Raw genomic sequence first — 14,454 nt, forward strand, 5'->3', positions numbered from 1 at the left:
CGAGTGTACGCTTTTGGCCAGCGATGGCAGTATAACCCATAATGAAGTAAACTTTAGAATTATTTCCGGAACTCAGGATAATCCTCAGACTATACAGATTAGCCTGCCAAAAACTAATGTTGAAATTTAACACATCAGAGCAAGGACTGAAAGGATGCGCGCGATACCTTTCTTTTGCATTAGTAGAATAAAAAATTGTCTGACTATTACGATTTAAAGACGGCCAATAACGGCGTATGCTCAGGGCGAAATTATTCACGTGATAATGAGATCGAAATCGGTATTTGGAGGAAATAAATTAAGAGAAGTGTTGATGGAAACGGCGATGATTTATAAATTGGGGCACCTATGATCATACCAACTATTTGCCTGGAGAGGGCAAACTTTAGTGTACATCCATTTGGGGCGGATGATTTTTTGCGCTATGAGGATTTGGCAAAAGAGATTTACCAGATCCTGTCGGACGAGCAAACATTACATTTTATACCAGAAAAGAGGTTGGTGAATATTGAGGATGCTAAGAACTGGCTTAACGGCGCAATCCTGAATTTTCACAATGGCAGGAATGCTGTTCATTTCATCACTTCCAATAGCACTGGTAAATTGGTGGGGATCATTGATCTAATTCCACCTGCAGTGGCGAGGGAACATTACCGGCTTGAGGACTACCCCTACTTTTTGGAATTTTACCTGATCGGAGATGCGAAAGGTCAGTCTATCATGACCAATTTATTACCTGCCATTGTGAAAAGCCTAAGGTCAAACGGAATAAAGAAGATAGCCGCAGTGGTTAATCGCAAAAATCACGCGGCAGGCAAAGTTTTGGAAAGGTCTGGCTTTATACTTCAGAATAACTTTGACCCATTTCAGGACTTATATGCTTTGTCAGCTTAAGAAGCAGTTTCTTGCTTACAAGACCAATTCTATCGTGCTGCCCTGGTAGGTATCATAAGTCGGCAGGTAGATAATGTATTTCAATTCTTTGAGTTTACCAATGCATTTATGGTAGGTAGTTATGCTATTAAAATGAGCCCCTTTCATGAGTTGTTTACGGGAAACTCTTATTTGCTTTTGGTAGCCGCTTTCATGCCAAAGTGAAAGAATAAAAGTATACAAGCTGATATGCCAAACATTGACGCGCGGATCATCGGCTATTTTTGAATATAGTATTAATGGCTTAGACATTTCTGGTTTCATATTTTTTGCAGTTTGTCATTGAGCATATTCTCGATGTCAGCTAATCTGTAAAAATGCATTCCGCCGATTTTCTTGGATTTGAGCTTTCCGGAGATCCTTAAATTTTGGACTGTGCCGGTGGAAACTTTGAGGAATTTCCGAACATCAGCACACCTGAGCCACTCTTTGCTATCTGGCTTATTGTTGGATAACAGATCCTGAATATCATTAATCAGTGATCGTCGGAACGCTTCTAAATCATCTTTGGTGATAATTTCTGAAGGCATAAAAAATAATTTAGGTGATGATGAGAACGAACGGGTAATGCGGTTCGTCGTTAGGGATTAGGTTTCCAAATACCCTGCCATGGGTATATTTGTTATGCTGCCACTACTTGCGCACCCTTTACACGGTAAAGTTCAAGGCTGTCCGTCCGACGCAAAAATATGCCGGTTGAGATGTACAGCACCTCCGGCTCAAGGCTATACACCGTTTGTCAGATCTGCCAGTAGCGGTATAAAGCGATGCTGCTGCATAGTAAGCTGATCAGTATAAAGGTGTGCAGTAGCCACCAGGCTAACCCTAAAAAAGCAAGGGAGACAACGAACAATGGTATAACCATCAGCAAGGCATAGATCGCCGATGGCCGGATAGTAATTATACTCATGCGCTTTCTTGCTGAAAATGATTCCGCCACATTTCGATGTTAGTATCTATACCCTCATTGAGCGCTTCTGTTACTTTGAGGATAGTTTGGGCGTCAACGCCGACTATCCGGATGTGGTCGGCCGGCGGCCCTTGCAGGCCATAGTCGATATGCAAAATATGCAGAATGCGGAGCAACCAGTTATGGTTATGGCGTACCTCTATGCCTTTAAGCTGCCAGAGCGGGCGGCAATCCACCGTTTTGAAAATAACGCCCCTGTTGATGATCAACATATCATGTGTAAAGAAGTAATGAACGGAGGCGAGTTCTATCAGCCGCCAGGCCAATAGGGCCGACAATCCCAGGTAGGCCATGAACCATAAGAAATTCAGCCCTGTGGCCATGTAAGCGGCGGTAATGGTTAGCGCTGCATAGGGCGCCAATTGCAGATAAACGTACTTGATCGAATGCTGAAAAGAAATCAGTGTCATAAATTTTGATGTTTTAATTGTTCAAGAAATGTGTTAAATCCCCTGGGCTTGAGGGTGCGGATACCTGACCGGATACCCAGTACGGTTTCAAAAGCATTTAGGGTTAATTGAGATTCTGAAAAAGAATGGCCGCGGACCTCAAAGAGGTCATCGCCGCTATAAAATATTGGTGTGTTTTTATTCCTGAGCGCTGTTGATACCTTTATGTCTGTTAGCCTGCCAAGAATATCCCGGCCAAAAAGCATCGCGATTTTGCTTGCCGAAACGTTGAGGCCTGTAAAATAATTGCCGATGGCGATAAATTGCAACTGGCCGAAAACCGGGTAGGCATGACTATAAATGCTTAAAAAAGCGACGCATTCCATGGCTGAATAGCTGATAAAAACAAGCGGTCCATTTCCTGCGGTCCAGGGTATGACTGCCGATGGTATCTGGTGAAAATGAACGCTGAAATGTTCGGTATCCTCCCCAAAAGGGAATAAAATGCTACCGTCTGGCAACACCTGGAAATACGGTTCAAAAAAAAGCCGGACGTTCTTAGGAACGCCCAGCTTATCCAGCAATGCGGCCATCAGCGGTAAGAGCGCCGTTTGAAATCGCGGCTTTCTTCTTCCCCGGAAAGATCCAGTTTTGGTGCCGGTCCTGTTTCCTGATGCTTTTTCATTTGTTCAACAGTATCCTTATACCCCTGGCTTTGTTCATGGGATGCCGCATCATGTTTCTGACCGGTCAGCGCTTTGATGCCGTGGAATAGCAGGTAAGAAATCCCGCCGTCAAAGATGATCGATGCAATCAAAGCGACACGGTTGGCCCGTATTCCTTCGCGGGTAGTTGCTGTGTATTTTACTTTGGTACCGTCAGGTACTTCCACTTCCTTGCCGCGCTTGTATTTAGCTTTCTGCCCGGGTGTAAGCGGATGCCCGTTAATCGCGTCCGGAGCCTGTAATTTATCCTCGTCTGTTTCCAGGAACTGGTTTGTCTCCCTGTCAAATTCGACCAGGACGCGCTTGCGCTGTCCGTTACTGTCGACTATATCCTTTTCCAGACTGGGTTCATCTCCTTTTTCCAAGGCCTCGGTTTCCGTATCGGTTAGGTAGCCAGGTGGAATACTGCGGAGATATGTCGGGTGCAGCAGCAATTCAGGTTCCCCATCCGCACCGGTAACCAGTGAAAGTTTAGCCTTCAGGGATGCGATCTTCGTGCCTGCGAATTCCAGGTTCTCCAGCAGGATAAGCTGCGTGCGGCGGCCGGATAACAAGGCTTTTAAATCGGCTTCTTCTAACAGAATTCTACCTTCCGACACCAGCCCGACTGATCTTAGGTCATGTAAAGGGAGATCCTCCTCGTTAAAAATTTCATTATTCACCGTTTCCTCCCACTTTTTTGTTTTTCACCGGTTTCTTCACCCAGGTTCAGTTCCGGAATTTCTTCATATTCCTCGCTAAAATCCAGCGCGTTACCTTCATCTTCATTCAATCCGGTATCTATTTGCTGCTCAATGGTCATGTGATGCTCCTGTTCATGTTCCAGCTCATCGGCATGTTCATATTCCATGCTGTTATCCCTTTCTTCTTCCCGGTCGAAGTCCTGTTCCTGCGCCATCGGTTTCTCCAACGACCGTTGTTGTTTTAGGGCCTCTGTTTTCGCACTTAACAGCGAAGCATAAATGCCGTCACCCGGGCCGGCTTTAAAGCGGTTACCGGTAGATTTGTCCATGACCTGCAGGTCCTTTCCGCGTAGTTTACCCATTACTTCATATTGTTTTTCATTGTAGTCGATCACATCGCCTACGATCAAAATACGTTCCTGTCTTGCAGCCTGGCGTTGTTCAGGCGAATTGATGAGGCCATGCAGGTAATCGGTGGTGTATTGCGCATTGTTAGCCGCAACCTCCAGTTCATCAGGTGCTGCCGCCGCCGTCAGGTAAACATCCTGGTAGTTCATTTGAGGCGCCAGCTGTGCCTGCACGCCGATTTCATTGCCGGTGAACAGGGAAGCCAGTGCAGGTCGGGCCTGGGAAGCCGGAGTAACATCCATCGGGTCATATAATCCTTTTTCATGTCCCGCGAATTTCACCACCTCATACAAAAGGGCAGCCAGGTGTTCCTGCGGAGTGCCAAAGGTGTCCGGCTCAGGCATGTAAATAATGCGGTCTGTGGGGTCGTAACCGGGTTCGCCGATGGTAGCTTCCACCTTTGCATTGGTCAGCTCCACCAGTTTGGCCAAAGCTTCAACGGGTTCAGGTTTTGATGCGTTCCGGCGCTCTTCAAATTCCTTTAGCGGGGGAATACCTTCAATCTGGGTCGCGTTGAATACATAGGCGTCCGTTTCAACGGGGTTAGCCAGCTTGATCAGTTCCGTTTTAGGGTTTCTGCGGCTGTTGAGCTGCGGCTTGCCATCATCATTTAAAAGCTGTATACGGTCGGTAGTTTTCAGGAAGCTGATTAAAGTTCCTTTTGAACCGGTTTGAACTTTCCAGCCATTTTTGTTTGATGCCTGTTTCAGGGTCATCCATCGCGGGTCGCGTGGTCCTTGCATAGCCAGCCATAGGGCGTTCATCCCACGGTAAGCCTTTCCGGTGGTGGGATTTACCGGCATTGCGAAGCCGGGAAGATCGAAGGGGCTCTGCCTGTCGTTCATTTTTTCGATCAGGCGGTCCGCGATCTGTTGATTTGATTGTTTACTCATTACTTATTTCTTGATTATCACAGTGGACTTGTTCGAACAAAAAATTGCAAGACAATAGTTGACCAGGTCAAAAAGCTGGTCTTTGAGGTAATCGGTTCATTGATTCTGCTTTTCTGTAGACGGTTTGGTAAAGAAATCTCAATGGGTTCAGCCAGCGCTTACCATAGGTAACAGCGAAGTGAAGATGCTCTCCGGAGACTAAGCCGGTCGCGCCGGTAATGCCGATCGGATCCCCTGCACTAACGGTGTCGCCGGGCATAACGAGCCATTGAGATAAATGTCCGTACAGGGTGTTCAGTGAACCCCCGTGATCGATACGGACAAATAAACCAAGCGTATTGCTGTACCTGCAGCTTTGAACCACCCCATCAAGAATGGAAAATACGGTGTCATGCCGTGCGGCAAGATCGATGCCTGCATGCATTTTGATCCGGTGATAAACAGGGTGCATGCGATACCCAAATGACGAGGTCAGGCGGATCTGCCGCAGCGGAAGACTGCACATTAAAAAAATCCCCCAAAGCTTAACGGCCATAGCTTTGCGTATTCGTTTGTTCCTTTTCGGCCGCAATGCTGACATCCAGGCCAAGTTTGCTTTGCAAAGTTTCCATGGCATGACTATGCACACCGGGGTTTTCGACAGCAAGCTGCATAGCCTCTTTAGCACCTTTCGATGTGCCATTATCCAAAAGCATACCGATTCTGTGGAGGGCTTTAAAGTCAGGGATCGGAATGTTCTTAGTGTTGACCAAGAGTTCCTGGTAGATTTCGCCGGGTTTTTTGAAAACCAGCAAAGCATCACTGCCATAGAGCGCACGTTCATTGTTGCCGAAGGTGACATAGATATCGTCCTTTTCCGGTTCGGCGAACATGATCATACCCATCTGGCCTTGTTTGTTAACCGGGTCTTCCGGCAATTCGGGGTGTACCAGCACCAGGGTGCCGGTCAGGTCGTCTGATTGGTTCATTTTCTGTTATTTTTAACTTGTTCTTTCATAGAGGCTTTGGGCGTATCCACTTTCGGTGGCTGATGTTTCTGCACGATGGCGGCAATCTCCCTGTTGATTCGTTTAAAGTTTTCGGTCAGGACCGCCTCTTTATTGCCAGCAAAATCATAATAAGAAGGCAACGGCTTGTATCCCGATTCTTCCTTTTTGAGCTCATCGAGGTTAAGATTGACCTTGCAATTGATGGCCGAGGACTCATATTGACCGGTATAGCCCTCCTTTGCATCAGTGGCGATTACGCCGACCAGTTCGCCCGCGTTCAGCGTGGCGATCTTGCCGGCCGGCACCAGGGTTTCCAGTTTTTCATTAAGAGAAGTGGATGTTTTATTGCGGTCAATCGAAAGACCCTCTGTGATCTGTTTATTCCGGCCCAGTAACTTTTCAAGCCAGTCCAGAGTTTCCTTGCTGCGCACAGCACCGGACAGGACATTTCCGGTCACCGATGTAATGGTGGCGGCGGTGTCTTTGCCGTATTGCTGCTGAAACTGCGGCAGCTCCTGTAAACCCATGAGCACAGCCACCTTGTTGGAGCGTGCCGTTGCGATGAGGTTTTCGATCTTGTGCACGAAGAGCGTAGGCAACTCGTCGATGATCAGTGCCGAAGGCTTATTACCCTTACTGTTAATCAATTTCGTCAGCCTGTTAATGATGACTGAGTAGCAGGCGGAATTGATATTTTGCGTAGCCGGATCATTAGCCAGTACCAACATGGCGGGGTGTGTTTTATCCGATATCTTCAAATCGAAGTCATCACCTGAAAAGACCCAGTAAGTTTCTTTGGTCGCCAGGCGTGATAAAAAGATCTTTAACGTACCGACCTGCCCTTCTAACTGGTCAAAAGCCTTGTTCTTAAATGCCGAAACGAATGGCGATAACAAAGAGGCAAGCTCTGCCTGTTTAAACAGGGTTTGGAATATTTCCTCGTAGCTGCGGTTCAGTAAAGCCAGCACATGCGGGAACGAGGAATATTTACCGTCCTCGTAACGGCTCTGGAAATAGATACAGGCCGAAAGGAAGTTGATGGCAGATTGTGTAAAGAACTGGTCTGAGCCACCGGATTTGTCACCCTTTTTCATCGCTTCCACCAATGCTTCGGCAGTTTCTCCGGCGTCTGCCAGCGTCCGGATATATTCCTTCTTCCAGGGGTTGATGCGCCTGCTTTTCTCCACTTCATTCAGGTTGACTACATGAAAATCGTAGCCGGCCAGTTTGCCCTGCTGTTTAGCAAGCAGGTAGTGATAATAAGCGATCTGCCCGAGGTCGGGAAACTTAAAATCGTATAACGCCAGGCAGAATCCCTTGGCGGTTAGCTGCCGGATAAACGGGTTAACAATGGAAAAACTTTTACCGGAACCTGGGGTGCCGATCAAAAGCGTCGCCCGAAAGGGGTTTGTCAGGTTGATCCAGCCGTTTCTTACCTTTCTTTTGTAATAAAACAGCATCGGGATATTCACTGAATAATCCGTTGTCACCAATTTTTCCGGCTGCTGGAAACTCTCTCCTTCAACGTTCCACACATCCTTACCCAGGCCGGAGCGGATGAGCTTGGAGATATTGTCCATCGCGATGCTGGTCAGCAATGCCCCGGTGACTGACAGTACCATATAGGCCAGGTCGCTCCAGCGGGTATAGGCAAAAACCGAAGGCCCATCGCGCCCGTAACAAAAGAGGCTGCCGAAAAACAGCAGCAAACCTAAAGTGAGCGGGTAAACAATGTGTTTTTTAGGTTCGAGATCGACCTCTTTTTTGGCTACCGTACCAATACTGACCAGGCAGATCAGGCCCAAAGTGGCCAATTTGCTATAGACCAGGTTGGCGTAAAACGGCAGAAGGCTGATCCGGTACAGCGCATGGTGGAAAATCCCCCAGAACGGTGCCCGGATATAAATGAAAATGGCCGCTTCAAGGGCGACCATCACATAAATCAAGCATTGCAGGAAGCCATGTAGCTTCTGTTGTTCCCGCGTTTCCTCCATAAAGAATTATTAATAGGTTGGCAAAACGGCTAATCGTCAACCTGGTTATTGAGGTGTGGTACCGCTGTGAAATGGCTTTATTTAATAAATCTTTCCACGCTGGCAATCGTGTCGTGAATCGCGCCGCCGTGGCTGAACAAGGCCACTTTTTCCAATTTGAAAGACCTGCTGCATCCCATGACGACCGAATGATAGCCGAAAGTGATAACCAGGCCACCTGGTTTCAGGCAGCGTGGTATGGCATCTTTTATTCTACGGAACGGACTACAGATATTGCCTTTGTAAAGCTCCATGCTTTTTCTCAGCGCATAAGGCGGATCAAGCAGGATGGTTCCGAAAGGTTCGCCCTGCCAGGTTTCGAGTAAATCCAGCGCATCAAGATGATATTCTGCCGGCATAGCAGGGTCCAAATCATTGCGCACTTCGTCTACCTGCAGTAGTGTTGGTCCTGCGAACAGGTTAAGTACACGCCCTTCGCATTGTGATTCCACCCATCGGCGGATCGGTGTAACTGAAAAAGTATATCGGTGCAGCGGGCACCGGTAATGCTCCATGATCATATTTACCTCCCGATTGCCCGACGGGGCTCGTTCTCCTGTTCTGAATCCAGTGACAGGATATTATCCTCGTCCTGAATTTCGGCGATCTCATCGTTTTCAGATCCTTCCACGACTTTCATTTGATTATCCCTGATCGTTCCCGCGATTTTCTCCTGGAGCCTTGCCGCTTCTGCTTTGAGGTCGGCCAGTTCCTGTTCCTTTTCAAACTCCCTGCCCATGATTCCTTTCAATACAGGTACTTCTTTTTCCAGGGTGGCCACCTCTTTTTCATATTTTTCCTTTAGCGATACCACCCGGTCTATGGCATTGATGTAATACCGCGCGGCGAGTTTAGGATTATCCACGTTAGGCAGGCCGCCATTATACAGGTATTTAATACCTGACTGCGGGCTTTCGGCATACAAAGAGTTGGAATACTTGTAATCCATCAGGCCATTGGTTTCATAACCTTCGCGCTGCTGACGGATATACAGGTCAAAACCATACAACGTACCAACCTGTTTATCCTCGGATTCCCCCTTGGCAGGTTTCCAGTTCCGGTAAAGGTCAATGATATGCTTGCCAATAATTTCCGGGTCTGCTGATTCCAAACCTGTCATGCGAATGGGGTTATGTTTTGTTCCTTCGTCATCATGGGTGAGCAATTTCTTGTAATCGCTTTCATCCACGGCCAGTTTTTCGAGGGTCACCAGTGTTTTACTGCGTTCCTGTTCAACAACCTCAAGACGTACCCGCGCCCGGGAAACCTCCTTATAATGTGATGAACGGGAGCCCTCCAAGGCGGCTATCTTTTTATCGACGCGCGTTTTGTCGAGCAATGAGGTATCGCCGGAAAGGATGGCGATGTATTCCGCAAAACCCATCCCGCTCTGTTCATCCAGGGCACCTTCGTCGATGGAACGGACACTGATCTGGCTATTTTTGATCTGGTCGATAAACCGTTGCTTGGTTTGCAGCAGGTTAAATTTGTAATTGTCCAGTGATTTTTCGGTGGCATAAACAAACCTGGGCACCTTGTTATCAAAATGTTCTTTCGCCAGCCAGTTACCCTTACGGCTGAACCTGCCGCCGCGCTGGTTAAGGTCTGATGGCCGCCAGGGGATATCCAGGTCGTGGAGGGCCACGCCCCGTTCCTGCACGTTGGTGCCGGTTCCCAGCTTTTCGGTACTGCCAAGCATCACGCGGATATAGCCGGCGTTCATCAGGCGGAACATTTCCGGACGCTTCTTATCCGGCCAGTCATGAATAAAGGAGATCTGACCAGCCGGAATGCCAAAATCCTGCACCAGCTTATCCTTCAGCGCATCGTAAATATTGAACTCGTCGCTCTTCGGCGTACCGATATCGCAGAACACCAGTTGGGTGCCCCGGTGTTCCTTACTCAGTTCATAAAATTCGGCCACTTTGCGCGCGCAGGTATTTACCTTGTTATCCGGGTGGTCGCTGTACAGATCCGCATTGATCAGGCGCATATCCGTCGCCATTTTCTTAGCGTAATTGGTGGCGATAAGCATTCGCGCTTTGTCTTCTTCCTCGGTCAACGGTTCGCGTCCGATCAGCGTGGCGTCACCCGTGGCAGCAAAATCCATCAGGCGGCGGATAAAATCCTCCTGCTCGGGCGTTGGCTTGATGTTCACCAGTTGCTCATCGAGTTCCGGTTTATCCAGGTTGATCTGTTCCGCTGTCTTATAATCGGTGATCTCGTTATAGAATAGCGCCAGTTCCGGCACTTTTACAAAATGACGAAACCTTTCTTTCTGAATGATCTCGTTGGTAACCGAAAATTCAAAGTCTACCGTTTTGCGGGCATATACCGCTGCCCAGCCGTCGAAGTTTTCGATCTGCTGTCTTTGCAGTTCACGTGGCCGGAGGTACTTAAAGATCAGGTACATCTCCGTTAAGCTATTGGAGATAGGCGTACCGGATAAAAAGGTTACACAGAGATCGGCGTCGAACTTTTTTTGCAGGGAGCGCACAGCGAAAAGCATATTCAGTGCCCGCTGGCTGCCCTGCGGGTTACCCAGCCCGGCCACCCGGTTATGCCGGGTGGTAAAGGTGAGGTTCTTGAATTTGTGGCTTTCATCCACGAAGAGATGGTCTATGCCCATTTCCTGGAAAGTGATACCGCTATCCTTCACGTTTTGGATGTCGAAAACGATTTGTGCCAGTGACGCCCGCAAATTGGCCTGACGCACCCGAAGGCCTTTCAGCATTTTGCGGGTGATCTGTGCACCCAGGTTTTCCAGGGTTTGCAGGTCACGCACGACGTTGTCCAGTTCTTCCTGCAAGATCTCGCGTTGAATTTCCGGGTCCTGCGGAATTTTCCCGAATTGTTCGTGGGTCATGATGACACAGTCCCAATTGTTATTCTTAATCTGAAGGAAGAGCTGCTGACGTTTCCCGGGTGTGAAGTCATCTTCCGTTGGCGCCAATATGCGTGCGTTGGGGTAAGCCTTGCGGAAGGTGTCGGCAATCTGAATTACGTTTGCCTTCAGCGCCAATATAGATGGCTTGGAAATAATACCGAGTCGCTTCATCTCTACCGCTGCAATGATCATGGTCAGCGTTTTACCCAAACCCACCTCATGATCGATCAGCGCACCCCGGTTTTGAATGATGCGCCATGCGGCATTCCGCTGGGAATCGTACAAGGCGGGAACCCCGGCACCTTTCAGGTCAAGTCCCGGAAAGGTCAGGTGGCTGCCATCGTATTGGCGCAGCGCGTAGCAATTAAAGATGGTGTTGTACCGCTTTTCCAGGAACAACTTTTCGTCGGACGGCAGTTCTTTCAGCCAGGCGATAAAGCGTTCACGGATAAGCTCGATCTTTTGATGTGCTGCCTGGGTAGCTTCATTGTCCGGTATTCGTATTTCTTCACCGTCAAGATTAACTTTATAGGTAAAGAAGGGATTCGTGTTTTCCAGCGCATGCTCCAGGAGCGTGTGCCCTTTCATTTTCTGTCCTGATTTCGGGGTCACAGCAAACTCTCCGTCGGTAATCGCGTTTCCCCCTGAATAGCCCACCTTGAACGTATCGGCAGAAGGGAAATACTCCACCTGCGTATTGATCTCAAAAAGCCTGGTGGCAAAACGCTGGTAGTAATCTGTCGGTATCCAGCGTTCACCCAGGTTGAAGTCCAGCTCCAGTAATTCGTAGGGTATGGTTTCAGGCTGTGCACGCTGAATGGCGGCCAGGCTGCGGGCGATCTGCAAATGGTCGGGGTTCTCCTTAATAGCTATTTCCGCCTCGGCTAATTTCTGAACGACATTTCCTGACAAATAACGGTCGGTGGTTTCCCAATCCTGTTTCCCCGGGTTATAAATGATCTGCTTTTCCAGACCGGCAATCACGTCCTGTTCGGAAAGCCCGGTTACCCCGGAGATATAATTGAGGTCTACAAAACCCTTATCGTTCAGGCAGCGCGCCAACGCTTCGGCAGGATCGTCGGTCTTTAAGGCCTTCTGTCGTGGGAATACCGGCCCGTTAAGAATGTCTGATTTGACAAAGCGCCCTTCTTCCTTTTTTTCAAGAGAGTAAAGCACGGTGAAGCCGAAGGCTGGATCATTCAGCATCCGCGAGCGGTTAAACGTCCTGTTCAGTTCGCCGTATGTTTCAGTAAATGCCTGGTAGTTTTGATTCAGGGTCGCCCGTAGCGCAGGCTGCTCCATCAGGGTTGTTGATTCCGTGTTGAACAACTCTATATATGCATCGCGAACCTTAATATAGGCTTTATAAAAAGCCCGCTGGTCCTGCTCCTCAAATGGGAAGAATTCTGCTTCCGTTTCTCCGGGAGTGCCGATCAGTCCTGCCTTGTCGCCATGCATAACCAGGGTATCCTTGACATAGAATGGTTTGAGGTTCCGGAAGCCTTTTGGCCTTTCAGGTACCAGGCCGAAGGCCGGTTCCAGGCTTTTGTCACCTTCATAAACGTAATCGTACCCGAAACTCTTAAGTTTTGTGGAAAGCGCTTTGAGTTCATCCGTCAATACATTCCCCGTCAGCCATTTGGCGGATACTTTTAATTCCGCGACGTTGGCATAGAGTTTATACAGGTAACGCCCGGTAGATTTGGCCCGTGCGGTCAGCAATACCACACTGTCATGTTCAGGGCGTTCGGTTGTCCGGATCGTGCTGATGATGCGGGCAGATGAAGTATCCACGCTCGCGTTGTCCTTATCGGATAAATAAGCCTGCGCCTTCCCGACGGGCTGCGGGGCTGCATCGAAGAGCCCTAACTGGGCAACCACTTTAGTTTCCTTGGGTAACGGAATTTCCAGGAAGGTGAGCTGCTTTGTAGTATCCGTCTTTACCGATTCGTTGCGCCTGTCCAGCTCACCTTTTTCAAAAGCCAGCTGTTGCTGCAGTGTTTCAAACCGTGCCCTATCAAAGCGGGCATCCAAGTCATTCGCCAATTGCTCCACCATCGCCGGGAACAGATCCTCCATGTCCCCGTTATGCCAGATCACCCGGGCGGGTTTGCCGTACTGGTTGGTACCTTCTGCGACTTCGTCTGCCATGATCAGTTCATGATGACGGTGAACATAAGCATTGAGCGGATAGGTACCGTTCTCCCCGGTTTGTTCAACCGTGGCCAGCAACAGTTCCTCGGATTCTGAAAAACTGTTTTTATGGTCGTTCTTCTGTACCAGCAAGAGGTGGGTTGGCGCTTCTACATTGGCGTTATCCTTCATCAGGTTATCCGGCAGAACGAGCAGGCTGATAAAATCTGCCGAGGTAAACAAGTGTTTACGGGCCATATCGTTACCGGGTGTGTTCAGGAACGCATCAGTCGTCAAAAAGGCCAATAAACCACCGTGTCCTATTTTGTCCAGGCCTTTTGCAAAGAAATAATTGTGAATACGGTCTGTAATGCTGTTGTTTTTAAATGCAGGGTCGAAAACTGAAATATTTCCAAAAGGTATATTGGATGCGATCAGGTCGAAACGTCCCTTCTCTGAGGCTTCAGTTTCCTCAAAGCCCTTTACGTGTACATCTACAGGTACCTGCATTTCAGAACAGATGGCCGCAAGCACCTTGCCGGTCAGCAGATCTTTTTCTACAGCCGTCACCTTCTGCAGTTCCGGTAAAAGACGGGCTCCTTCGGTAACAAATATTCCTGCCCCTGCGCTTGGTTCATACAGATACTTCGGTAACAATCCCTGATCGCCCAGCGCAGTATAGATGGCACGGGGCAGCAGGTCAGGGGTGTAATAGGCTGTGAGCGAACTGTCCTGCAAATCATCCAATGCACGTTTATAAGTATAACTGCTTAACTTTTCCTTTAACAAGGCGTGCAATTCCATAACCTGGGGGTACAAACGGAGATCGGCTTGCGAGGCATTCATTTTAACCCATTCGTCCTGTTCTCCTGCCGGATAGAGTACGGCTTTTAAACCACCAAAACCTGAGTAGGTCTTTAAGGTCGAAATTTCAGCAGCCATCAGTTTACGCTTACCGTCCCAGTCCAGTGCTATGCGAAGAGCCGCGATATTGGCGGCCAGTTTCTCACGTGGATTATAGGCCATCGCCGCCCCCTTCCTGGAGATAGTCGTCTATCGCGGTGATCACCGCATAGCGGAGCAGGCGGCTGTCGTCTGCTTCCGGCCAGCCAAACTCCTGCAAGGTCGCCTCACAAACTGCACAGATATTGAGCAGCTCATACCGAATGATACCGGCTTCATGAAAACGCAGCCAGTGTCCGCGAAAATCCTGTTCCAATACATCTTCCAGAAAATCGAGCGGCGAGGGCGGCAAAGCGGCGGATAGTGCTTCGATATCGTCAAAACCGTCCAGGTATTCCTCTAAGTCATTCCCATCCTGCAACCGGATATACAAGGCAGGGTCAAGCCGCACCAGCGCATTGGCCAGGCGATTAATGGTTTCTGCCATAAATTATAATTGATTAATGCA

At 48.7% G+C, this 14,454-nt stretch carries 14 protein-coding genes; 1 reads left to right on the forward strand and 13 read right to left on the reverse strand.

Going from position 1 to position 14,454, the window contains the following annotated elements; translation table 11 throughout:
* The first annotated feature begins 348 nt into the window (after window positions 1–348).
* A complete protein-coding gene (locus tag MUCPA_RS33860) occupies window positions 349–894 on the forward strand; it encodes a GNAT family N-acetyltransferase (protein WP_008512929.1) in 546 nt (181 codons plus the stop codon).
* Window positions 895–909: 15 nt separating this feature from the next.
* On the opposite strand, the gene MUCPA_RS33865 is transcribed toward MUCPA_RS33860, so the two are convergent.
* From MUCPA_RS33865 to MUCPA_RS33920, 13 genes are all read right to left on the reverse strand, one after another.
* Window positions 910–1,197, reverse strand: coding sequence for a hypothetical protein (locus tag MUCPA_RS33865; protein WP_050982197.1), 288 nt, complete (start codon window positions 1,195–1,197; stop codon window positions 910–912).
* Window positions 1,194–1,463, reverse strand: coding sequence for a helix-turn-helix domain-containing protein (locus MUCPA_RS33870; RefSeq protein WP_008512933.1), 270 nt, complete (start codon window positions 1,461–1,463; stop codon window positions 1,194–1,196). The genes MUCPA_RS33865 and MUCPA_RS33870 overlap by 4 nt, the downstream gene beginning before the upstream one ends.
* A gap of 209 nt (window positions 1,464–1,672) precedes the next feature.
* Entirely contained in the window at window positions 1,673–1,843 is a 171-nt protein-coding gene (locus MUCPA_RS38015; protein ID WP_157544036.1) for a hypothetical protein, read from the reverse strand.
* Complete coding sequence (locus tag MUCPA_RS33875; protein WP_008512935.1) at window positions 1,840–2,313, reverse strand: hypothetical protein; 474 nt, start codon at window positions 2,311–2,313, stop codon at window positions 1,840–1,842. Before MUCPA_RS33875 ends, MUCPA_RS38015 begins: the two co-directional genes overlap by 4 nt.
* Window positions 2,310–2,885, reverse strand: coding sequence for a hypothetical protein (locus MUCPA_RS33880; protein ID WP_008512937.1), 576 nt, complete (start codon window positions 2,883–2,885; stop codon window positions 2,310–2,312). The genes MUCPA_RS33875 and MUCPA_RS33880 overlap by 4 nt, the downstream gene beginning before the upstream one ends.
* A complete protein-coding gene (locus MUCPA_RS33885; RefSeq protein ID WP_008512939.1) occupies window positions 2,885–3,679 on the reverse strand; it encodes a DUF4099 domain-containing protein in 795 nt (264 codons plus the stop codon). The genes MUCPA_RS33880 and MUCPA_RS33885 overlap by 1 nt, the downstream gene beginning before the upstream one ends.
* Window positions 3,676–5,001, reverse strand: coding sequence for an ArdC-like ssDNA-binding domain-containing protein (locus MUCPA_RS33890; RefSeq protein WP_008512940.1), 1,326 nt, complete (start codon window positions 4,999–5,001; stop codon window positions 3,676–3,678). Before MUCPA_RS33890 ends, MUCPA_RS33885 begins: the two co-directional genes overlap by 4 nt.
* A 67-nt stretch (window positions 5,002–5,068) precedes the next feature.
* Entirely contained in the window at window positions 5,069–5,536 is a 468-nt protein-coding gene (locus MUCPA_RS38020) for a M23 family metallopeptidase (RefSeq protein WP_008512941.1), read from the reverse strand.
* Entirely contained in the window at window positions 5,526–5,969 is a 444-nt protein-coding gene (locus MUCPA_RS38025; protein WP_008512943.1) for a hypothetical protein, read from the reverse strand. Before MUCPA_RS38025 ends, MUCPA_RS38020 begins: the two co-directional genes overlap by 11 nt.
* Window positions 5,966–7,984, reverse strand: a complete 2,019-nt coding sequence (locus tag MUCPA_RS33905) for a type IV secretion system DNA-binding domain-containing protein (protein WP_008512944.1) — start codon at window positions 7,982–7,984, stop codon at window positions 5,966–5,968. The genes MUCPA_RS38025 and MUCPA_RS33905 overlap by 4 nt, the downstream gene beginning before the upstream one ends.
* 77 nt (window positions 7,985–8,061) lie before the next feature.
* Window positions 8,062–8,475, reverse strand: a complete 414-nt coding sequence (locus tag MUCPA_RS33910; RefSeq protein WP_040626802.1) for a hypothetical protein — start codon at window positions 8,473–8,475, stop codon at window positions 8,062–8,064.
* 71 nt (window positions 8,476–8,546) lie between these two features.
* Entirely contained in the window at window positions 8,547–14,069 is a 5,523-nt protein-coding gene (locus tag MUCPA_RS33915; protein ID WP_008512947.1) for a DNA methylase, read from the reverse strand.
* On the reverse strand, window positions 14,059–14,433 hold the full coding sequence (locus tag MUCPA_RS33920; protein ID WP_008512949.1) for a hypothetical protein: 375 nt from the start codon (window positions 14,431–14,433) through the stop codon (window positions 14,059–14,061). The genes MUCPA_RS33915 and MUCPA_RS33920 overlap by 11 nt, the downstream gene beginning before the upstream one ends.
* Window positions 14,434–14,454: the final 21 nt, after the last annotated feature.

This window comes from Mucilaginibacter paludis DSM 18603 (assembly GCF_000166195.2).
In the GTDB taxonomy this organism is placed as follows: Bacteria; Bacteroidota; Bacteroidia; order Sphingobacteriales; family Sphingobacteriaceae; genus Mucilaginibacter; species Mucilaginibacter paludis.